16 protein-coding genes are annotated in these 20,459 nt (G+C 64.7%); 7 read left to right on the top strand and 9 right to left on the bottom strand.

Going from position 1 to position 20,459, the window contains the following annotated elements; genetic code table 11:
- Nucleotides 1-34 precede the first annotated feature (34 nt).
- On the top strand, nt 35-1,600 hold the full coding sequence (locus tag AX729_RS10990; RefSeq protein ID WP_061022902.1) for a glycosyltransferase family 39 protein: 1,566 nt from the start codon (nt 35-37) through the stop codon (nt 1,598-1,600).
- Between the two features lie 63 nt (nt 1,601-1,663).
- Here the strand turns inward: AX729_RS10990 and AX729_RS10985 are convergent, their stop codons facing one another.
- The 5 genes from AX729_RS10985 to AX729_RS10965 all read right to left on the bottom strand — a co-directional run bounded on the left by AX729_RS10985 (nt 1,664) and on the right by AX729_RS10965 (nt 5,649).
- Nucleotides 1,664-1,981 (bottom strand): HPr family phosphocarrier protein, encoded by a 318-nt coding sequence (locus AX729_RS10985; protein WP_061022828.1) that lies wholly within the window; start codon nt 1,979-1,981, stop codon nt 1,664-1,666.
- Nucleotides 1,978-2,379 (bottom strand): PTS sugar transporter subunit IIA, encoded by a 402-nt coding sequence (locus AX729_RS10980; RefSeq protein ID WP_024339151.1) that lies wholly within the window; start codon nt 2,377-2,379, stop codon nt 1,978-1,980. The genes AX729_RS10985 and AX729_RS10980 overlap by 4 nt, the downstream gene beginning before the upstream one ends.
- Before the next feature lie 133 nt (nt 2,380-2,512).
- Complete coding sequence (locus AX729_RS10975; protein ID WP_061022826.1) at nt 2,513-3,037, bottom strand: HPr kinase/phosphorylase; 525 nt, start codon at nt 3,035-3,037, stop codon at nt 2,513-2,515.
- Nucleotides 3,034-4,830, bottom strand: coding sequence for a sensor histidine kinase (locus AX729_RS10970; RefSeq protein WP_061022824.1), 1,797 nt, complete (start codon nt 4,828-4,830; stop codon nt 3,034-3,036). The genes AX729_RS10975 and AX729_RS10970 overlap by 4 nt, the downstream gene beginning before the upstream one ends.
- A 117-nt stretch (nt 4,831-4,947) precedes the next feature.
- Nucleotides 4,948-5,649 carry a response regulator transcription factor gene (locus tag AX729_RS10965; protein WP_008542552.1) on the bottom strand — a complete coding sequence of 234 codons (702 nt, stop codon included), beginning with the start codon at nt 5,647-5,649 and terminating at the stop codon, nt 4,948-4,950.
- Between the two features lie 240 nt (nt 5,650-5,889).
- Here AX729_RS10965 and AX729_RS10960 point away from each other — a divergent pair, with 240 nt between their 5' ends.
- The 3 genes from AX729_RS10960 (at nt 5,890) to AX729_RS10950 (ending at nt 11,194) form a co-directional block, all read left to right on the top strand.
- Complete coding sequence (locus tag AX729_RS10960) at nt 5,890-6,639, top strand: HugZ family pyridoxamine 5'-phosphate oxidase (protein ID WP_061022822.1); 750 nt, start codon at nt 5,890-5,892, stop codon at nt 6,637-6,639.
- A gap of 63 nt (nt 6,640-6,702) precedes the next feature.
- On the top strand, nt 6,703-9,291 hold the full coding sequence (locus tag AX729_RS10955) for a CHAT domain-containing tetratricopeptide repeat protein (RefSeq protein WP_061022820.1): 2,589 nt from the start codon (nt 6,703-6,705) through the stop codon (nt 9,289-9,291).
- Between the two features lie 286 nt (nt 9,292-9,577).
- Complete coding sequence (locus tag AX729_RS10950) at nt 9,578-11,194, top strand: phosphoenolpyruvate carboxykinase (RefSeq protein WP_061022818.1); 1,617 nt, start codon at nt 9,578-9,580, stop codon at nt 11,192-11,194.
- Nucleotides 11,195-11,346: 152 nt separating this feature from the next.
- Here AX729_RS10950 and AX729_RS10945 read toward each other — a convergent pair whose 3' ends face one another.
- A complete protein-coding gene (locus AX729_RS10945; protein ID WP_061022816.1) occupies nt 11,347-12,234 on the bottom strand; it encodes a helix-turn-helix domain-containing protein in 888 nt (295 codons plus the stop codon).
- Between the two features lie 334 nt (nt 12,235-12,568).
- Between AX729_RS10945 and AX729_RS10940 the strand changes: the two genes are divergently transcribed.
- Both AX729_RS10940 and acmB read left to right on the top strand, forming a co-directional pair.
- The gene (locus tag AX729_RS10940; protein WP_061022900.1) at nt 12,569-14,209 is read left to right on the top strand and encodes a flavin-containing monooxygenase; all 1,641 of its coding nucleotides are present in this window, start codon (nt 12,569-12,571) and stop codon (nt 14,207-14,209) included.
- A 55-nt stretch (nt 14,210-14,264) separates the two neighbouring features.
- Complete coding sequence (acmB, locus tag AX729_RS10935) at nt 14,265-15,458, top strand: methyl acetate hydrolase AcmB (protein WP_061022815.1); 1,194 nt, start codon at nt 14,265-14,267, stop codon at nt 15,456-15,458.
- Nucleotides 15,459-15,494: 36 nt separating this feature from the next.
- Here acmB and AX729_RS10930 read toward each other — a convergent pair whose 3' ends face one another.
- Nucleotides 15,495-16,310 carry an acyl-CoA thioesterase gene (locus AX729_RS10930; RefSeq protein WP_061022813.1) on the bottom strand — a complete coding sequence of 272 codons (816 nt, stop codon included), beginning with the start codon at nt 16,308-16,310 and terminating at the stop codon, nt 15,495-15,497.
- 225 nt (nt 16,311-16,535) lie between these two features.
- Nucleotides 16,536-19,052 carry a glycogen/starch/alpha-glucan phosphorylase gene (locus AX729_RS10925; protein WP_061022811.1) on the bottom strand — a complete coding sequence of 839 codons (2,517 nt, stop codon included), beginning with the start codon at nt 19,050-19,052 and terminating at the stop codon, nt 16,536-16,538.
- Nucleotides 19,053-19,254: 202 nt separating this feature from the next.
- On the opposite strand from AX729_RS10925, the gene AX729_RS10920 reads away from it, so the two are divergent.
- Nucleotides 19,255-19,500: a hypothetical protein gene (locus tag AX729_RS10920; protein WP_061022808.1), complete on the top strand. Its 246-nt coding sequence runs from the start codon at nt 19,255-19,257 to the stop codon at nt 19,498-19,500.
- A gap of 23 nt (nt 19,501-19,523) precedes the next feature.
- Here AX729_RS10920 and AX729_RS10915 read toward each other — a convergent pair whose 3' ends face one another.
- On the bottom strand, nt 19,524-20,387 hold the full coding sequence (locus AX729_RS10915; protein WP_061022898.1) for a LysR family transcriptional regulator: 864 nt from the start codon (nt 20,385-20,387) through the stop codon (nt 19,524-19,526).
- Between the last annotated feature and the right edge of the window lie 72 nt (nt 20,388-20,459).

Raw genomic sequence — 20,459 nt, 5'->3', positions numbered from 1 at the left:
AAAACGCGCTACGCAACCGCCCATGTCCAGGCCCATGTCGACCACTTCGATCCCATCCGCCAGAGCGCGGGCGAAGACCCGCTTGAGTTACGACCGCTTCCGGGCTTGGCTGGTTGCCTGCGCGGTGCGCCCCGAGGCGCGGCCCTGGCTGGTGATCCAGCTCGCCATCCTGCATGCCGTGCTCTGGACCTTCATCCTGATCAATCTCAAGGCGGCGCAGGACGTTCACATGGACGTCGCAGAAGCCTATGGCTGGGGCCAGAAATTCCTCTGGGGCTATGGCAAGCATCCGCCGCTGTCGGGCTGGGTGGCGGGCCTCTGGTTCAAGGCGTTCCCGGCGGCGGACTGGGCGACCTACGCGCTCGCGATGACGACGGTGAGCGTCGGCATGGTGATCTGCTGGCTGCTGAGCTTGCGCGTCGTGGATGCGCGGCGCGCTTTCCTCGTCGTGGTGATGATCGCGCTCTACCCGATCTTCAATTTCAAGGGCTTCAAGTACAACCCGGACCTGCTCCAGCTCGTCACGCTGCCGCTCCTGGTGCTCGCTTATCTCAACGCCTTCGAGAAACGCAGCTGGCAATCCGGAGTCCTGCTCGGGCTGGCCGGCGCGCTGATCCATCCCGACCGGTTGCGATTCCTGTCGTCGCCCGCGCCATGGGTGGCGATCGCGACGATGGTCGCGGCGATGATCCCGCACATCGTCTGGCTGGCGGAGGCGCATTTCGTGGCGCTGACCTATGCCGGCGACACCTACAGCCTCCAGGACAGCAGTCAGGTGCATCAGCTCGTCGCCGGCTATGCGCTGCATAATCTGGGGCTGCTGGCATTGCCGGTGGCGCTCGCGGCCTTGGCCATGGCGCTGGTGCCGCCTTGGATCAAGTTGCTGCTGCGCGCCCCCTCGCGCATCGTCACGCGTGCCTGGGCGCGCGGCGGCAATTCCGGCGTCAATCTCTCGCAGGCGCTGAACGTCTGGATCATCCAGATCGTCGTCGCCTTCGGGCCGCCGCTCGGCGCGCTGGTCTTCAGCATCTACATGAAGACCGATTGGGGCATCTCGCTGTTCTTCCTGGTTCCGCTCGCGCTGGTCGCGATCCCGACGCTGCGCGTGCAGCGCGCGTCACTGTTCAACATCGCCGCGATCTGGCTGGTGCTCAGCGTCGCGACGCTCGCCGCTTCGCCCTGGATCGCCACGCGCGAGATGGCGGCCAACGCCGGCAATACGTCGACCTATGGCGCGCGCTCGGAGCTGGCGCGCGAGCTGACCCAGGCCTGGCACGCGCGCTTCGCCTCGCGCTGGGCCGTCGTCGCCGGCACCATGGAGTCGATCCAGCCGATGGTGTTCTACAGCCCGGATCATCCGGCCGCATTGCTGCCGTTGGAGGCCTGGGATTCCGGGCTGACCTCGCGCGACGATGCCAGGAGATACGGTTTCATCGGCGTGTTCGATCCGACCGACGGCCGCTTGCCCGCCTTCGAGAAATGGGTGTCGGAGACCGCGCCGAATGCCGAGCGCATCGTGATGACGACGCGCCGCTTCACCCATGGCAGGGCGGGCCCGTCGATGAGCTGGAACGTCTACATCGCGCCGCCTGCGAAGTGAGTTCGCTTCACCTCTGCCCGCAAGAACGGGGCGAGGGAGCGCAGTTGAGCGCGGCGTGAGAGGTCAGACCCCTTCCTCGTTGAACTTGCTCTCGACGAGCTCGGTGATCGCCGCGAGCGCGGCTTCGGCGTCGGCACCCGCCGCCGCAACCGTGATCGTCGTGCCCGGCCCTGCCGCGAGCATCATCAGGCCCATGATCGAGGTGCCGCCGACGGTCTCGCCGCCGCGCGTCACCCACACCTGCGCGTCGAAGCGCTCGACCAGCTGGACGAATTTCGCGGAGGCGCGGGCATGCAGGCCGCGCTTGTTGACGATCAGAAGGTCCTTGGAGATCGCGCCCGCGGGCACGCCTGCCCCCGCTTGTGGCGCATCGTCGCTCATTTGCCGGCGAGCACGCGGCTGGCGATGGTGACGTATTTGCGGCCCGCTTCCTGGGCCATCGCGATCGCGTCGGGCAGCGACCGCTCCTCGCGCACCTTGGCGAGCTTCACCAGCATGGGCAGGTTGATGCCCGCGAGCACTTCGACCTTGGGCCGGCTCATGCAGGATATTGCGAGGTTCGACGGCGTGCCGCCGAACATGTCGGTGAGGATCGCAACGCCGTCGCCGGAATCGACGCGGTTGACCGCCTCGATGATGTCGCTTCGGCAGAGATCGGAATCATCTTCGGCGCCGATCGTGATCGCTTCGATTTGCTTTTGTGGACCCATGACATGCTCAAGCGCTGCCTTGAATTCGTCGGCAAGGCGCCCGTGGGTCACAAGTACTAGACCAATCATCGGAAAACTCCTCGCGGGCGCTTTTGGTGCACCGCACGAACGCGCCACTTTGACCATCCAGAGCCCCCGCGCAAGAGGGGATGTTGCGTATCTCCCTGAATCTAGACGGATGGATAAGGGGAGCTTCGCCGGTCTACTCGGTCGCGATAGTGGGGTTCATATGGTTACCATTTCCCTTCAAACAATCGCCGGAAGGGTTAACGGAAGATGAACTCTTGGTAGTGGTCAACGCGGCAACAACCAGGGGGAGGGGTGAATAGCCGCGACCGACGGGGATTCGCGGTATTTCGACACCAAAGATGCTTGTTTTCTGGGCTTCGGGCGCCGGCAAGCGCTCCGCATCCGCCGCGTCCAGATCGACCACGAGACCGACGGTCGCATGCTCCACGAAGTCGCAGCGGCGGATTCCGAGGCCCCGGATCTCGATCAGGCCGGCCAGGACGGGGGCGGGACGGGCCTCAATTTCATGGCCGACTGTCGCCAGATGGACACGGTCATCACCGACCAGGACCGCCCTTTCGACCACGCCGGCGCGGCCTGCCATGATCAAATCAAAGGCAAGGCGGGACTTGCCGGAGCCCGACGGGCCACGGATCAGCACCGCAAAAGTTCCGACCTTGACGGCGGAGGCGTGAACGCTGGGCCCGCCGTCGCTCATAGGGCCGGCAGCCGCACCACGAAGCGCGCGCCGGCAACCGTCGGCTCGCCCTCGGCATCCAGCGGGCCGGGGCGGTTCTCCGCCCAGATGCGTCCGCCATGGGCGTCGACGATCTGCTTGGAGATCGACAGGCCGAGGCCGGAGTTCTGGCCAAAACCCTGATGCGGACGGTCGGTGTAGAAGCGCTCGAAGATGCGCTCCAGCGCGTCGTCGCGAATGCCGGGGCCGTCGTCGTCGACCACGATCTCGATCTCGCCGCGCACGCGGCGGCAGGTGAGGCGCACCTTGCTGCCGGCTTCGGAGAATGATTGCGCGTTGGAGAGCAGGTTGGAGACCACCTGTCCGAGCCGCGAATCATGGCCGCTGACGGCGAAGGTGTCGGTCGGGCTGCGGCCCTCGAAGCGCGTTTCGACCGCAACGTCGTGGCCGAGCTTGGTCTCATTGGCGACCGACACGAGCGTCGTCAGCAGGCGGCGCAAATCGACCGGGATCGCATCCTGGCGCTGCAGCTCGGCATCGAGCCGGCTGGCGTCGGAGATGTCGGAGATCAGCCGGTCGAGCCGCTTGACGTCGTGCTCGATCACCTCGAGCAGGCGCGCGCGGCTGGTCTCGTTGCGCGCCAGCGGCAGCGTCTCGACCGCCGAGCGCAGCGAGGTCAGCGGGTTCTTCAGTTCATGGGCGACGTCAGCGGCGAACATCTCGATCGCCTCGATGCGGCTGTACAGCGCGCTGGTCATGTCGCGCAGCGCGCCGGAGAGATGGCCGATCTCGTCGCGGCGGCGCGTGAAATCGGGAATCTCGATGCGGGCCTTGATGCGGCGGCGGACGCGCTCGGCGCTGTCGGCGAGCCGGCGGACGGGCCCCGCGATCGTGCTCGCGAGCAAGAGCGACAGCATGATCATGACGGCGGCGGCGACGCCGCCGACCTTCAGGATGGCGAGGCGCTCGGCGGTGACCATCTGGTCGATGTCGTCGCCCTGGGTCGACAGCATCAGCGCGCCATGGATCGCGCGCGAGCGCAGCACGGGGACCGCGACCGAGACGATCACCTCGCCGCGTGCATTGACCCGCACCATCGATCGCTTCTGGCCCTGAAGCGCGTCGCCCACTTCCGCATAGCCGTTGCCGTTCTCGGGCCCGAGCTCGCGATAGAGCGGCAGGTCGCCGCGGTTCAGCCAGGTGCGCACCGCGACCATGCCGCGCTCGACGAAGCCCGGCTTCTCGGCCGGCGGCGGCAGGTCGAAGCGCAGCACGTTTTCGAGGTTGCGGCTGTCGAGCAGCAGGCTGCCGTTCGGATCGTAGATGCGGGCGCGCGTCTTGGTCGGCGAGATCAGGGTGCGCAGCACCGGCGCCACCCGCTCCGGATTGATCGGGAAGTCGAGCGGCGAATATTCGTCCGGACCGCCATAGGTCTCGCCCGGCTTGAGGTCGAGCAGCCTGTCGGGATCGATGGTGATGGCGTTGGTCTGCACGGTCGCGGAGGCCGCGATTGCGCCGGCGATGATCTCGGCCTGCACCAGGAGGCTCTGCGCCCGCGCGTCGATCAGGCCGGCGCGGAATTGCGACAGGTACAGGATGCTCGCCACCAGCGCGACGAGGCCGGCGAGGTTGAGCGAGACGATGCGTCGGGTCAGGCTCGAGAAGGACAGCGCGAAGAAGAACTGCCCGGCGCGCTTCAGCCAGTTCAGCGGTCGCCAGCCCTGCGGCTTGTCTTCCGCAACGTGCTCCTGAACGCCGCCGGATGCGACATCCTGGGCGCTCTGGTTTGGATCAGGCTGCGTTCGGTCAAGCAATGCTTACGCCCGCGTTAGGACATTTCGTCGAAAAGGTCCCCGCATCCTAGAGCGATCCCGTTTCCGATGGAATCAGAAGCGGCGATGCTCTCTGTCTTCCGTGAAGCCGTGCGAGCCTCAGGCTTCCTTGAAACGGTAGCCGACGCCGTAGAGCGTCTCGATCATCTCGAATTCGTTGTCGACCACCTTGAACTTCTTGCGCAGCCGCTTGATGTGGCTGTCGATGGTGCGGTCGTCGACATAGACCTGGTCGTCATAGGCGGCGTCCATCAGCGCGTTGCGGCTCTTCACCACGCCTGGCCGGGTCGCCAGCGCCTGGAGGATCAGGAATTCGGTGACGGTCAGCGTCACCGGCTCGTTCTTCCAGGTGCAGGTGTGCCGCTCCGGATCCATGCGCAAAAGGCCGCGGTCGAGCGCCTTGGCGTCGTTCTCCTTCGGCGCGACGGTCGGGTCCTTCGGCGCCGAGCGGCGCAGCACCGCTTTGACGCGCTCGACCAGAAGCCGCTGCGAGAACGGTTTGCGGATGAAGTCGTCGGCGCCCATCTTGAGGCCGAACAGCTCGTCGATCTCCTCGTCCTTGGACGTCAGGAAGATCACGGGCAGGTCGGATTTCTGCCGCAGGCGCCGAAGCGTTTCCATGCCGTCCATGCGCGGCATCTTGATGTCGAGGATCGCGAGATCGGGCTGGGTGGTGCGGAAACCGTCGAGCGCGGAGGCGCCGTCGGTGTAGGTCATGATGCGGTAGCCTTCGGCTTCCAGCGCGATCGAGACGGATGTGAGAATGTTGCGGTCGTCGTCGACCAAAGCGATTGTGGGCATGAGCCTCTGCTTTCTGCTTTCCGTTTGGGTCGTGGCTTGAAACGGCGAGCAATCCAGTGATGCGCCGCATACATGGGTGCCGAAGTGGCGTTCGAACCTTGTCACCGAGCAATGCAAGCTAGGCTGAAGTGTGACCAAGTTCCACGAAACACGGCAGATTCGCCGCGTCTCGACCCATAACCGGGCCCCGGTTTACCCGAAAAATGGCCCTCCATGCAACCACCTGACCTGAGAAAGCCGATGCAACCGACCTCCGATTTCGACCCCGGTAAGCTCGCCAGATCGCTGCTGCGACGGTCGCGGCAGGGGGCGCTGGCGACCCTGATGGCCGGCAGCGGCGATCCCTATTGTTCCCTGGTCAATCTGGCCAGCCATCCCGATGGCTCGCCGATCCTGCTGATCTCGCGCCTCGCCGTGCACACCAGGAACATCCTGGCGGACAGCCGGGTCTCCCTGATGCTGGATGAACGCGCCGCCGGCGATCCCCTCGAAGGCGCCCGGATCATGCTGTCCGGCCGGGCGGAGCAGGCCGACGCCGAGAAGGATCTTCTCCAGCGGCGGTATCTCAATGCCCATCCCTCAGCAGAGGGCTTTGTATCGTTTAAGGATTTTTCCTTTTTCCGGATCCGGCCCACGGGGACCCATCTGGTCGCCGGCTTCGGCCGGATCGTCGATCTCGAGCCCCGGCAGTTCCTCACGGACCTCACCGGCGCCGAGGATCTGCTGGCGGCGGAAGAGGGCGCCGTCGAGCACATGAATGCCGACCATCGCGAGACTATGGGCCTCTATGCGACGAAGCTGCTGGGCGCGGCCGAGGGCGAGTGGCGCTGCACCGGCTGCGATCCGGAAGGCCTCGACATGCAGGACGGCCAGACCGTGCTACGGCTGGACTTTCCGGAGCGGGTGACCGACGGCGCGGCGCTGCGCAAGATGCTGGTCCGCCTCGCTGGCGAAGCACGCAAGAAGATGGACCAGAGCGCAGCGCTTTGAACGCCGCCGCCCGTCGCTGCGACCCAAGGCCGTGATGTCTTACGGCTCGCAGCGAGAGGGTTCATGAAACGCCGTCGTTTGATGCTGATCGCGGGTGTGGCGCTCGCGATCGCGGCGCTGCCGACGTCCAGCCTCGCCCAGAAGGGTCTCGCCGCGGAGAGCGCGCGGATCAACGCGCTCGTGAGCGCCGGCAGATATTCGGAAGCGCTGCCTCTGGCGCAGGCGATGGTTGCAAGTCTCGAAAAGAGCGACCACGGTCGCGAGCTCTCCGCTGCGCTGAACAATCTCGGTCAGGTCCATGCCGGTCAGGGGCGCGACGATCTGGCCGAGCCGCTCTACAAGCGCGCGGTCGCCCTGATGGAAAAGGCGCTCGGCCTCGACACTGTCTTGATCGCGCCCGAGCTGAACAATCTCGCCGCGCTCTATCAGCGGCAAGGCCGCTTCGCTGAAGCCGAGCCGCTGTTCAAGCGCGCGCTCGCCGTCAGCGAAAAGAGCCTGTCGCGCGAGCATCCCGATGTCGGCCGAGCCCTGAACAATCTCGCAACGCTCTACGTGAAGCAGGAGCGCTTCGCCGACGCCGAGCCGTTGTTCCGGCGTGCGCTCGCGATCTATCAGAAAGCCGCCGGACCCGAGCATCCCGCGGTCGCCACCGTCCTGAACAACATCGGCCAGGTCGATCGCGACCTCGATCGCGATGCGGATGCCGAGGCGCCGATCAAGCGCTCGCTCGCGATCCGCGAAAAGGTGCTGGGTCCTGACCATCCGGACGTGGCGCGCTCGCTGAACAATCTTGCCGGGCTCTACGAGCACCAGAAGCGCTACGCCGAGGCCGAGCCGCTCTATCGCCGCGCGCTGTCGATCCGCGAGCGTGCTCTCAGACCTGATCATCCCGATGTCGCGACCTCGACGGGCAATCTCGCCCATTTCCTTCAGGCGACCGGGCGCACTGCCGACGCTTTGCCGTTCGCGCAGAAGACGCTCGCGGCCAATCGCGCGCAGCTGCGTGTCGTGCTGCCGGTCCTGTTCGCGGCGTGGCAACAATCGCTGCTGGCGAGCGACAAGGCGCTCGATGACGCGCTCGCGGCGGTCCAGCGCGGCACGCAATCTTCCGCCGCCTCTGCCGTGAACAAGCTCGCGGTGCGGCTTGCCGCCGGCAGCGACCGGCTCGCCGAGCTCGTGCGCAAGGACCAGGACCTCGCGGCCGAGTCCGAAGCGCTCGACAAGGCGATCGTCGCTGCGGTGTCGAAGCCGTCCGCCCAGCGCGACGTCGCGGCCGAGCAACGCAGCCGCGCGCGCATCGCGGCGATCGCGAGCGCGCGCAATGGATTGCAGAAGACGCTTGCCGTCGAGTTTCCCGACTATGCCTCGCTCTCCAACCCGCTGCCACTGGCCGTGAAGGATATCCAGTCGCTGCTCTCGGCCGACGAGGCGATGGTGATCTATTCGGTGGTCGACAAGCAGAGCTATGTCGTCGCGATCACGCGCGAGGGCGTCGACTGGAAGGAGATTTCTCTCGGAGCGGATGCGCTGGCGCGGAAGGTGGCCGCCTTCCGCAAGGGCCTGGACGTCGGCAAGGCGCACGATGCCTCCGGCAAATCCGGCTTGTTCGACCTTGCGCTCGCGAACGAGCTCTATGTCGCGCTGCTCGGCCCGGTCGAGGCGATGACGAAGGACAAGCGCAACCTGCTGGTCGTGCCGTCCGCAGCGCTGACCGCATTGCCGTTTCATCTGCTGGTCACGGAGACGCCGCAAGCTGCGATCCCGGATCGGCTCGAGGGCTATCGCAAGGCGGCCTGGCTGTTGCGGCGTCAGGCGGTCTCGGTGCTGCCGTCGGTGATCAGTCTGAAATCGTTGCGCGCCTTCGCCCGCAGGGATCACGGCGTCAAGCCGATGACCGGTTTCGGCGATCCGGTATTCAACCCTGCGGCCGAAGGTCCTGCCGACCGGCGCGCCGCGAGCGGCAAGATCGCCGCGCGCAGCATCGCGACGATCGCCTATGCCGATTTCTGGCGCGGCGCCGGCGTCGATCGCGCGCGGCTGGCCCAGGCGCTGCCGCAGCTGCCCGATACCGCCGACGAGCTGAACGCGGTGGCAAGAGATGTCGGCGCCGCCGAGGCCGATATCCATCTCGGCCGCGATGCCAGCGAAACGACGGTCAAGCGTGCAGCGCTTGCCCAATACGGCATCATCTACTTTGCCACCCACGGTCTCGTTGCCGGCGACGTCAAGGGACTGGGTGAGCCCTCGCTCGCTCTCTCCATGCCGGATCAACCATCGGAGCTCGACGACGGTCTCCTGACCGCGAGCGAAGTGGCACAGCTCAAGCTCAACGCCGATTGGGTGGTGCTGTCCGCCTGCAACACCATCGCCGGGGACAAGCCCGGTGCCGAGGCGCTGTCGGGCCTGGCGCGCTCGTTCTTCTACGCAGGTGCCCGCGCGCTGCTGGTGTCGCATTGGGCCGTGGATTCGGAAGCTGCCACCCGCCTGACCATTTCGACGTTCGAGCTGCTCAAGAACGAACCGAAGATCGGTCGTGCCGAAGCCTTGCGCCGCGCGATGTTAACCTATCTCGACGATGCCTCATCGGCGCGCAACGCCTATCCCGCGATGTGGGGGGCGTTCGCACTGATCGGCGAGGGTGAAGTCAGATAGGGGGCGCGGCAGGGATTGTGCATCGCAATAACCTGACATAACGCGCAAATACCCATTTGGTTGCGCGATCATTCCCGTTTTTTCGATACGCGCATTCAGAGCTGACATGCGCGATGTTTGGCGCGGTCCTTGAATAAACCAAATCCTGCGGGATCAGCTTGGCAACGCCAGCGTTCATCAGTTATTAGGTCGTTCAGCCGAGGCCGAATGGCCCATTAATCACGGTGACCGCGATGGCGCCAAACTTGGTCGCGCTTGATGTCGCGGGTTCTAGGAGGATTTTTTCGTGCAAGAGACGGGCGTGCGCAACGGTGCCTTCGGCGCCGACAAATTCGGCTTAAAGAATCTCAAGCAGGTTCACTGGAACCTCGGTGCGCCGCAACTCTACCAGTACTCGCTGGCAGCGGGTGAGGCGGTGCTGTCCGCCGACGGCGCCCTCTGCGCCGACACGGGCGAGTTCACCGGACGCAGCCCGAAGGACAAGTTCACGGTCCGCGACGCCACCACCGACAAGAAGATGTGGTGGGCCGGCAACCAGTCGATCACCGCCGAGCAGTTCGAGACGCTCTATCAGGACTTCCTCAAGCACGCCGAAGGCAAGAAGCTGTTCGCGCAGGACCTCTATGGTGGCGCCGATCCGGCCTACCGGATCAAGACCCGCGTCTTCACCGAGCTCGCCTGGCACTCGCTGTTCATCCGCACGCTCCTGATTCGCCCCGAAGCGATCGAGCTGTCGACCTTCGTGCCGGAGCTCACCATCATCGACATGCCGAGCTTCCGCGCCGATCCTAAACGCCACGGCGTGCGCTCGGAGAACGTGGTCGCGATCGATTTCGCCCGCAAGATCGTCCTGATCGGCGGGTCTTATTATGCCGGCGAGATGAAGAAGTCGGTCTTCACCACGCTGAACTACTATCTGCCCGAGCGCGGCGTGATGCCGATGCACTGCTCGGCCAATGTCGGCGCCAAGGGCGACACCGCGATCTTCTTCGGCCTGTCGGGCACCGGCAAGACCACGCTGTCGGCCGATCCCAACCGCACGCTGATCGGCGACGACGAGCACGGCTGGGGCCCGAACGGCGTCTTCAATTTCGAGGGCGGCTGCTATGCCAAGTGCATCAAGCTCTCGAAGGAGGCCGAGCCCGAGATCTTTGCGGCTTCGACGCGCTTCGGCGCGGTGCTCGAGAACTGCGTGCTCGACGAAGACACCCGCGTGGTCGATTTCGACGACGGCTCCAAGACCGAGAACACGCGTTCTGCGTACCCGCTCGACTTCATCCCGAACGCCTCGCGCACCGGCCGTGCGCCGCAGCCGAAGAACGTCGTGATGCTCGCCGCCGACGCCTTCGGCGTGCTGCCGCCGATCGCGAAGCTGTCGCCGGCGCAGGCGATGTACCACTTCCTGTCCGGCTACACCGCCAAGGTCGCCGGCACCGAGCGCGGTCTCGGCAACGAGCCGCAGCCGGAATTCTCCACCTGCTTCGGTTCGCCCTTCCTGCCGCTCGACCCCAGCGTCTACGGCAACATGCTGCGCGACCTCATCGCCCAGCACAATGTCGATTGCTGGCTGGTCAACACCGGCTGGACAGGCGGCAAGTACGGAGTCGGCTCGCGCATGCCGATCAAGGTGACGCGCGCGCTGCTCACGGCCGCGCTCGACGGCTCCTTGCGCAACGTCGAATTCCGCACCGACAAATATTTCGGCTTCGCGGTGCCGACCGCGCTGCCGGGCGTGCCGAGCGAAATCCTCAACCCGGTCAACACCTGGAAGGACAAGGACGAGTTCGACAAGACCGCGCGCGCGCTGGTCGGCATGTTCCAGAAGAACTTCGCCAAGTTCGAAGCCCAGGTCGACGCCGAAGTGCGCGCCGCCGCGCCGGACGTGAAGCTCGCGGCGGAGTAAGGTTTCGCAGGACGTGACTGAGGAGAAAGGGCGGCTTGATCAGCCGCCCTTTGCTTTTGCGGCGTGAGCATCGTCAGGCTGCCTGGTTTCAATGTCTCGCCGTCACCCCGGGGTAGCCGTTTCTTCGGCGGCCCCAGGGATGACGGGTCTGGCTAGCCTGTGCATTGCTTGCGATATTCTGCGGGAGTCGCACTCATGTGCCTGCGAAAGATCCGGTTGAGATGGCTCTGGTCGGAGAATCCGCTCAGCAGGGCGATCTCCTTCAGTGCAAGGCGGTCCTTGCGCAGATGTTCGCAGGCGCGCTTCACCTTGCGAGTGAGGACGTAGGCGTGCGGGCGCATGCCATAATGCACCTGGAACTTGCGGGTGAACTGCACCGGCGTGCAGTTGCAGATGTTGGCCAATTCGTCGAGCGTGATATTCCGGGAGATGTTCTGCTCGATATAGTCTTCGATCATCCGCGCATGTGCCGGCCTGAAGCGCCCTTGCGCACAGGGCATCTTGAACTGCACTGAGGCATATTTTCGCAGGATGTGGACGCTCGCCTGAAGTGCCATGGCGTCGTAGCAGAGCCGGCCGCCGGGACCTCCTGCGGAAACCTCCTGCACCATCTGGTCAGCGATCCAGGTCAGGACTGGATCCTCGATCCTGAGCAGATCATGAAGCTCGACATTTTCGGTGTCCTGGTCAAAAGCCTCGCTTGCGGTCTTCGCCATGAGACCAGGCGAGATGTAGAAATGGCTGACCTCGACGTCATGGCACCATCGCCAGTTCGAAGCTTCCGCGCGCGTCAGGAGTGTCGTGACGCCGCGGCCGACCTGATCCTGCTTCCAGGATCCGGTCACGCGGCGGTTCATCGCCGTGGTGCCTTCGCGATAGATCACGATCAGAAAATTTTCGGACGGCGGCACCCAGATATCGGATGGCGCATAGCGGAACACGCGGAGCCGAAAATCGGCTTTTCCCACCGCTGAACTGTCCAACATCATTTCGCCGGGAGCATAGCGTGGCAGCTCCTCGACCGTGATGAACTGCCCCATCGCGCGAGCCTCCTCCCTGGAGTTTTGGCATGGCCGGCTGCTTGTTGTTCTCGTTGGCCGATCAGCAAGGCAGAGCATAGGCCGGATTTGCCATTTGCCAAGCGAGCTCGGGCGCGGTCGGTGCCGGGTTCGGGCTTCATTCAAAGGATTGTCGGTTTTGTTCAAGCCGGGAACGCAGCCCGCCTCATAGCCTCCCTCGCGTTCCGGGCGAGTGCGGAAGAACGGTGAAGAGCCGCAGGCAATCGCAGGACCGGCAAATGACGCGATGCACGATCATCCGATCACACGACGGGTGGGGAAGGCCGCGCGCTTGAGAAAGACCTGGGAGGGAAAAATGTCAGAAGCGGCGACCAAATCCAACGGAAGCAACGGCGCGCATGTAACGGCGAAATTCGACGCGGTGGTTGTTGGAGCCGGCGTCGCCGGGCTCTATCAGCTCTACCGTTTGCGCGAACAGGGATTGAAGGTCAGGGCGATTGACGCGGCTGCAGGCGTGGGCGGCACCTGGTATTGGAATCGCTATCCCGGCGCCCGCTTCGATTCAGAAAGCCACATCTACCAGTATCTGTTCTCCGAGGAGCTCTACAAGGGATGGAGCTGGAGCGAGAAATTTCCCGGCCAGCCGGAAATCGAACGCTGGCTCAACTACATCGCCGACCGCCTCGATCTGCGCAAGGACATCCAGTTCGGGACGGTCGTCAAGAGCGCCCATTTCAACGAAGCCACACGGCGCTGGCTGGTCACGACCGACAGGGGTGACGTGATCGACACCCAGTTCCTGATCACCTGCTGCGGCATGCTCTCCGCGCCCCACGTATCGTTTCCGGGACAGGAGACGTTCAAGGGGCAGTTATTCCACACGGCGCGCTGGCCCAGGGAGCCGGTCGAATTCGGCGGCAAGCGCGTCGGCGTTATCGGCAACGGCGCAACCGGCATCCAGGTCATCCAGACGATCGCCGGCGAGGTCGGTCATCTGAAGGTCTTTGTTCGGACGCCGCAATACATGATTCCGATGAAGAACCCCAAGTACAGCGAGGAAGACGCCGAGGCCTACAAGTCGAAGTTCCAGCACCTCAAGGAGCGCCTGCCGCATACCTTCACCGGATTCGAATACGATTTCGAGCACGCATGGGCCGGCCTGACGCCGGAGCGGCGCCGGGAGGTGATCGAGGATTGCTGGAACGACGGCTCCCTGAAGCTATGGATATCGTCCTTCGCCGAGCTGTTCTTCGACGCCGAGGTCAACGCCGAAATCTCGGACTTCGTGCGCGAGAAGATGCGCGAACGACTGAAGGATCCAAAGCTGTGCGATGCCCTGATTCCGGCCGACTACGGTTTCGGGACGCATCGGGTGCCACTGGAGCAGAACTTTCTCGAGGCCTTCCATCGCCCCAATGTCGAGATCGTCAGCGTCAAGGCCAATCCGATCGAACGCGTGACACCCAGGGGTATCCAGACCGCGGACGGGACGGTCCACGAGCTCGACGTCATCGTTCTGGCGACCGGATTCGACGCCGGAACCGGCGCCTTGACGCGCATCGATATCAGGGGCCGCGGCGGGCGGTCGCTGAAGGAGGATTGGAGCAAGGATATCCGCACCACGATGGGCCTGCAGGTTTACGGCTATCCGAACCTGTTCACGACCGCGGTGCCGCTGGCCCCGTCGGCTGCGCTCTGCAACATGACCACCTGTCTCCAGCAGCAGGTCGAATGGATCGACGATTGCATCAGGTTCGTGCGGACGAAGAACCTGAACGTGGTGGAGCCGACCAAGGATGCCGAAGACGGATGGGTGGCGCATCACGATGAGACCGCCAATGCGACGCTGATCGCGAAGACCAATTCCTGGTACCTGGGCTCGAACGTCGAAGGCAAACCGCGCCGCGTTCTGTCCTATTGCGGGGGCGTCGGCGCCTATCGTCAGAAATGCGACGAGGTCGCTGCCAGCGGCTACCAGGGTTTTACCATGAATTGAGTGCTCGCGAGGCGCTGCATCGACGGAATTCATCCAATACAACGGGAGGACAACCATGAGCACGAATTTCGGTGCCGCCGCAGACGCCGTTCTCGACGGCGTCGTCACGTCCACGCCGCGTGTGCCCGGCGTCGTCGCGATGGTGACGAACCGCGATCGCAACATCTACGAAGGCGCAGCGGGGAAAAGGCGCCTCGACCAGCCAGCCGGGATGACGACCGACAGCATCTTCGCCATCTTCTCCACGACAAAGGCGATCACCGGCACGGCCGTGCTGCAACTCGTCGAAGAGGGCAAGCTCGATCTCGACGCACCGGCCAAGCGCTATGCTCCTGATATCGGCAAGCTCCAGGTCATCGAGGGATTTGATGCCGCGGGTGAGCCGATGCTGCGGGCGCCTAAACGGGACATCACCACGCGGATGCTGATGACGCATACCGCCGGCCTCAGCTATGACTTCATCAACCGCACCTACAACCGCCTGGCGGAGGAGAAGGGCCAGCCCAGTGTCATCACCGCTTCCAAAGCCTGCCTGATGACGCCGCTGCTGTTCGATCCGGGCGAGCGTTGGGACTACGGCACCAATCTCGACTGGTGCGGCCAAATCGTCGAGGCCATCGCCGGGCGCCGGCTTGGAGAGGTTTTCAAGACGCGCATCTTCGAGCCGCTCGGAATCGAGAGCATGACCTTCGAGCTGACCGACGCCATGCGCAGCAAGCTGGCAGGGATTCACGCGCGCGGCGCCGACGGCTCGTTGACGCCGATGGATTTCGAGCTCCCCGCCAAGCCTGAAGTGCACATGGGTGGCCACGGCCTTTACGGCACGGTCGGCGACTACATGCGTTTCATCCGGATGTGGTTGAACGACGGTGCCGGCGAGCATGGCCGCGTGTTGAAGGCGGAGACCGTGCGCATGGCGGAGAGGAATCATCTCGGAGACAAGAAGGTGACACCGATCACCGGCGTCATCCCGTCGCTGTGCAATGATGCCGAGTTCTTTCCGGGCCAATCGAAGTCCTGGGCGCTCTCGTTCATGATCAACGACCAGGAAGCCCCCACCGGGCGTCCCGCCGGTGCGCTCGGCTGGGCGGGCCTTGCCAATCTATTCTATTGGATCGACCGGCAGAACGGGTTTGGCGGGTTCTGGGCCACGCAGATTCTTCCGTTCGGAGATCCAACGTCGTTCATCGGTTACATGAACTTCGAGACGGCGTTTTATCAGAGCCTGAGGCAGCGAATGGCGGGTTAGGAACCCGGCAAGAACGGGACGAGGGGTGGAGATCGCTCACGCCTTGAAATACGCGATCTGCGTGCTCGTCGCGAGCAGCCTGCCGTTCGGCGACCAGAGTTCGGCATTCTGGTCGGCGTAGCTCTTGTGCATGATCTTCGAATCGGCCGTCGCGAGCACGCGCGTGATGTCCTCGGCGGCGAGCTCAGCGCTGTCGGTGTGGAAATAGGTCGTCAGCGACACCGTGCCGAACGGCACCAGCTCGCGCCTCGCATGGAAGATGCGGCCGAAGAAGGCGTCCGACATCGACATCAGCGACGGCATGTCGAGCTGGCGCGGCTCGCGATCGCTGATCCAGATCTTCGAATAGGTGCTGGCCGGCTCGGCCTGCTGCGGCCCGATCCGCATCTCGCCCTCGACGAAGCGGAATTCGTATTGATTGGCCCAGGAGGCCTGGATCTTAGGAAACGGCAGTGTTTCTTCGAATGGCTTGGCATCCGGATATTGCGCCACCCGGTGCTCCCAGGACGGCCGCCGCTCGGCGAACACCGCGGTCGCGAGCGTTGCGACCTCGCCGCCGCCCTGGCTGAGCTCGACGCTCCAGTGCTGGCTGGAGCGGTTGGCCTTCACCAGCCGCACGTCGAGGTCGAACGGACCCTTGGCGATCGGCGCGCAATAATTGACGGTGAGCGCCAGCGGATCGCCGGCGGCTTGCGGATGCTCGATCAGCGCACGCAAAATGGTCGCGGCGGTGGCGCCGCCGAACGGGCCGACGAAAGCCCAATAGTCGTCGCTGGTGTGCCCCTGCCAGCTGGAATCGCCGGCGGTGACGCGGGTGGCGTCGTCGAAAGGATGCGGGAGCTTGGCGTGCATTGGAGTCCTCGGTGTCTCCCCGCCGTCATCGCGAGCGCAGCGAAGCAATCCAGACTGCCTCCGTGGAAAGAATCTGGATTGCTTCGCTGCGCTCGCAATGACGGCGCTTGAAGTTACGGCGTCGATCGTGCCGACCCCGCCTGGGGGATGATGATAATCATATCATCATCCGCCCTGCGAGATGCAATGACCTCGCAGGTAACGCCGATTTCACGCCGCGGAAAATCAACCGGCGGCGTCGCGCAGGTTCGGCAGCACCGGCGTGGTCGGGTTGACCGGCACGTTCCAGATCTCCTCGGCATATTCGCGGATGGTGCGGTCCGAGGAGAACCACGCCATGCGCGCGACGTTGAGGATGGAGGCGCGGGTCCATGCCGGCGCCACCTGCCACCGGGCATCGACTGCGCGTTGCGCCTCGTAGTAGGAATCGAAATCGGCGCTGACCATGTAATGGTCGAGATAGCGCAGCGCGTGCGCGATGGATTCGAAGCGGCCGGGATCGCCGGGCGAGAACTCGCCGGCGCCGATCGCATTGATGGCGCGCTGCAGCTTCGGCGAATTGCGGATCACGTCGGAGGCGTCCAGGCCCTGCTTGCGCCGGATCATCACGTCGCCGGCCTCCATGCCGAAGATCGCGATGTTCTCGGGTCCCACATGGTCGCGGATCTCGATATTGGCGCCGTCGAGCGTGCCGATGGTGATGGCGCCGTTCAGCGCCAGCTTCATGTTGCCGGTGCCGGAGGCTTCCATGCCGGCGGTGGAGATCTGCTCGGACAGGTCGGCCGCGGGAATGATCACCTCGGCGAGGCTGACATTGTAGTCGGGCAGGAAGACGACCTTGAGCTTGCCGCCGATCGCCGGATCGTTGTTGACGACTTCGGCGACGTCGTTGATCAGCTTGATGATGAGTTTGGCGTAGCGGTAGCTCGCCGCAGCCTTGCCGGCGAAGATCTTCACCCGCGGCACCCAATTGCCGTTGGGGTCGTCCTTGATCGCCTGGTACAGCGCGACGGTCTCGATGACGTTGAGCAGCTGGCGCTTGTATTCGTGGATGCGCTTGATCTGCACGTCGAACAGCGCGCTCGGGTCGACCTTGATGCCGAGCCGCTCGCCGATCAGGCGCGCCAGCGCCGTCTTGTTGTGGTGCTTGACGCTGCGGAAACGCTTCTGGAATTCGACGTCGCTGGCGCGCGCTTCAATGAGCGAGAGCTGGGTCGGATCGTCGAGCACGGCATCGCCGCAGGCCTCGCGCAACAGGTCGGTCAGCTTCGGGTTCGCCAGCATCAGCCAGCGGCGGAAGGTGATGCCGTTGGTCTTGTTGGTGATGCGGCCGGGATAGAGATGGTTGAGATCGTGGAACACGGTCTCCCGCATCAGGTCGGAATGCATCGCCGAGACGCCGTTGATGCGGTGCGAGCCGACGAAGGCGAGCTGGCCCATGCGCACCCGGCGGCCGCTCTTCTCGTCGATCAGGGAGACCGAGGCGCGGAAGTCGATGTCGCCGGGGCAGCGCGCTTCGGCGAGCGCCAGGTGCTGCACGTTGATGCGGTAGATGATCTCCAGATGCCGCGGCAAAAGCCGCTCGAACAGCTCGACCGGCCAGGTTTCGAGCGCTTCGGGCAGCAGCGTGTGGTTGGTGTAGGAGAGCGTTTCGACCGTGATCTTCCAGGCCTCGTCCCAGCGGAAATTGTGGAGGTCGACGAGGATGCGCATCAGCTCGGTGACGGCGAGGCTCGGATGGGTGTCGTTGAGCTGGACCGCGACCTTGCCGGCGAGGCTGCGCAGCTGGCCGTCGGAGGCGAGATGGCGCTTCACCAGGTCCTGCAGCGAAGCCGAGACGAAGAAATATTCCTGGCGCAGCCGCAGCTCGCGGCCCGCCGGGCTCTCGTCGTTCGGATAGAGGAATTTGCAGATCGCCTCCGCGCGCGCCTGCTCGGCGCTGGCGCTGACATAGTCGCCCTTGTTGAAGGCGTCGAGCTTCAACGGATCGGGCGAGCGCGCCGACCACAGCCGGAGCGCATTGACGTGCTGGCCGCGCCAGCCGACGATCGGCGTATCATAGGCGATCGCCTGCACGGTCTCGCCGGGATGCCAGATCGCGCGGTCGCGGCCCTTGTCGTCGACATGCTCGACGCCACCGCCGAAATTGATGTCGTAGATCACCTCGGGCCGTTGCAACTCCCAGGGGTTGCCGAAGCCCAGCCATTCGTCGGGATATTCCTGCTGCCAGCCCTGATTGATGATCTGGCGGAACAGGCCGTAATCGTATCGGATGCCGTAGCCGATCGCGGGAATCGACAGCGTCGCCATGCTTTCCATGAAGCAGGCGGCGAGCCGCCCCAGGCCGCCATTGCCCAGCGCGGCGTCCGGCTCGCATTTGCGCAGCTCCGGCAGCGAGACGCCGAGATCGCCGAGCGCGACCTCGAAGATCTTGAGGAGCCCCATGTTGTTGAGCGCGTCGGTGAAGAGACGGCCGATCAGGAATTCGAGCGAGAGATAATAGACCCGCTTGCGCCCCGTGTCGTAGCTGTGCTTCTCGGCCGTGAGCCAGCGATGCACGATGCGGTCGCGCAGCGCGAGCGCCGCGGCCTGGTACCAGTCGTGCTTCGTCGCCATGCCGGCATCCTTGCCGATGGCGAGGCGCAGCTTCGCGAGAATCGCGCCCTTGATCTCAGCCAGCGCGAGTTCGTCGATGGGCTGCCCGGGGGGCGGAGAACTGGGTTGGAACGATGAATCCTGCAAAGCCGTCACTTCCTGGGTCGAAAGAACTCTACCAACTTACGCGTCCTGCGCTTGCACCGAAACTGCCGTCCATGCGGTCGTGCACTGCGCTGGCGCAAATTTATGCAAGGAACGGGCCGAATTGGGTACCCGGACGAGCACGGAGAAACCGGGATTCGGTGCTAGATTACGGAAGATTCAGCCATCAGTGTGGAGAAGTCCCATGAGACTTCGGACGCGACTGCCGATCGAAATCGCCACTGTGGCCCTGCTCGTCGTCTGCATCGGCGCCACGACCGCGGCCTTCGCCGCCGGCAAGTCCGGCCGCAGCGCCGACGGTCTCAGTTGCGGCTTCACGGCCCCACGGAATGCGTCGCCCGCAGCTCGCTGCGCTGCAATCAAGCGCCAATGCGGCGGCAAGTTCTACGCACATGCGTGCGGCGACAAACTGATGTCCGCGGCGAATTGAGAGCCGCCGGAGGTCCGGCGAGCTCAGGCCGCCTTTGTCTGCACCGCATCGCAAAACTCCGCGAGACGATCCGCGAGCCGCAGTGTTGCCGGGCTTGCATCCGGGGAGGCCATCAGTGCGAGCTCGGTCTTGTTGATCGGCGCAAAGCCCTCCTTCGCCGTCAGCACGCGGTGGTCGGACTGGATCGACATCTCCGACAGGATGCTCAGCCCCATGCCGGCGGCGATCGCGGCCTGGATGCCGGCGAGACTCGATGACGTGTAGGCGGTGTGCCAGGCGCGGCCCGCACTTTCCAGCGCGTGGATGGCCCCGGCGCGATAGATACAGCCGAGCGGAAAGCCGATCAGCGGCACCGACGGCACGTTGACGTCGACCGGATGGCTCTTGCTGGTCACCCAGTGCACCCGCTCCGGCCACACCGCGATGGCGTCTTTCGCGCCGGCCTCGCGCTTGTAGAGCGCGAGATCGATCTCGCCGCGCTCGAGATCGCGGGCGAGATGCTTGCTCTGGTCGGCGCGCACGTCGAGCCGCAAGCCCGGATGCGAGCGCGAGAACGCACCCAGCAGCTTCGCCAGCCGATAGGCCGCGAAATCCTCGGGAATGCCGAGCCGGATCGCGCCTTCGCCATCAGGCTGCCGCAACACGTCGCGCGCCTCCTCGGCGAGCGAGAGCAGCCGCCGCGCATAGGAGAGCAGGCGCTCGCCGGCCTCGGTCGGGCGCACCTCCTTGCCGTCGCGGTGCAGCAGAACCTGGCCGACGTCCTCTTCGAGCCGCTTGATCTGCTGGCTGACGGTCGATTGCGTGCGGTGGACGCGCGCGCCGGCGCGGGTGAAGCCGCCGGCCTCGACCACCGAGACGAAGCTGCGCAGGAGCTCAAGGTCGAGCATCGCCGCCTCCATCGAAAAACCCACTGCGTCGGAGTTAATCATTTAATTTCCAAATGGCAAGCGGCCTCTTTA

It is taken from the genome of Bradyrhizobium sp. CCH5-F6, assembly GCF_001556045.1.
Lineage (GTDB): Bacteria > Pseudomonadota > Alphaproteobacteria > Rhizobiales > Xanthobacteraceae > Bradyrhizobium.
This window is presented reverse-complemented; position numbering and strand designations above follow the sequence as displayed.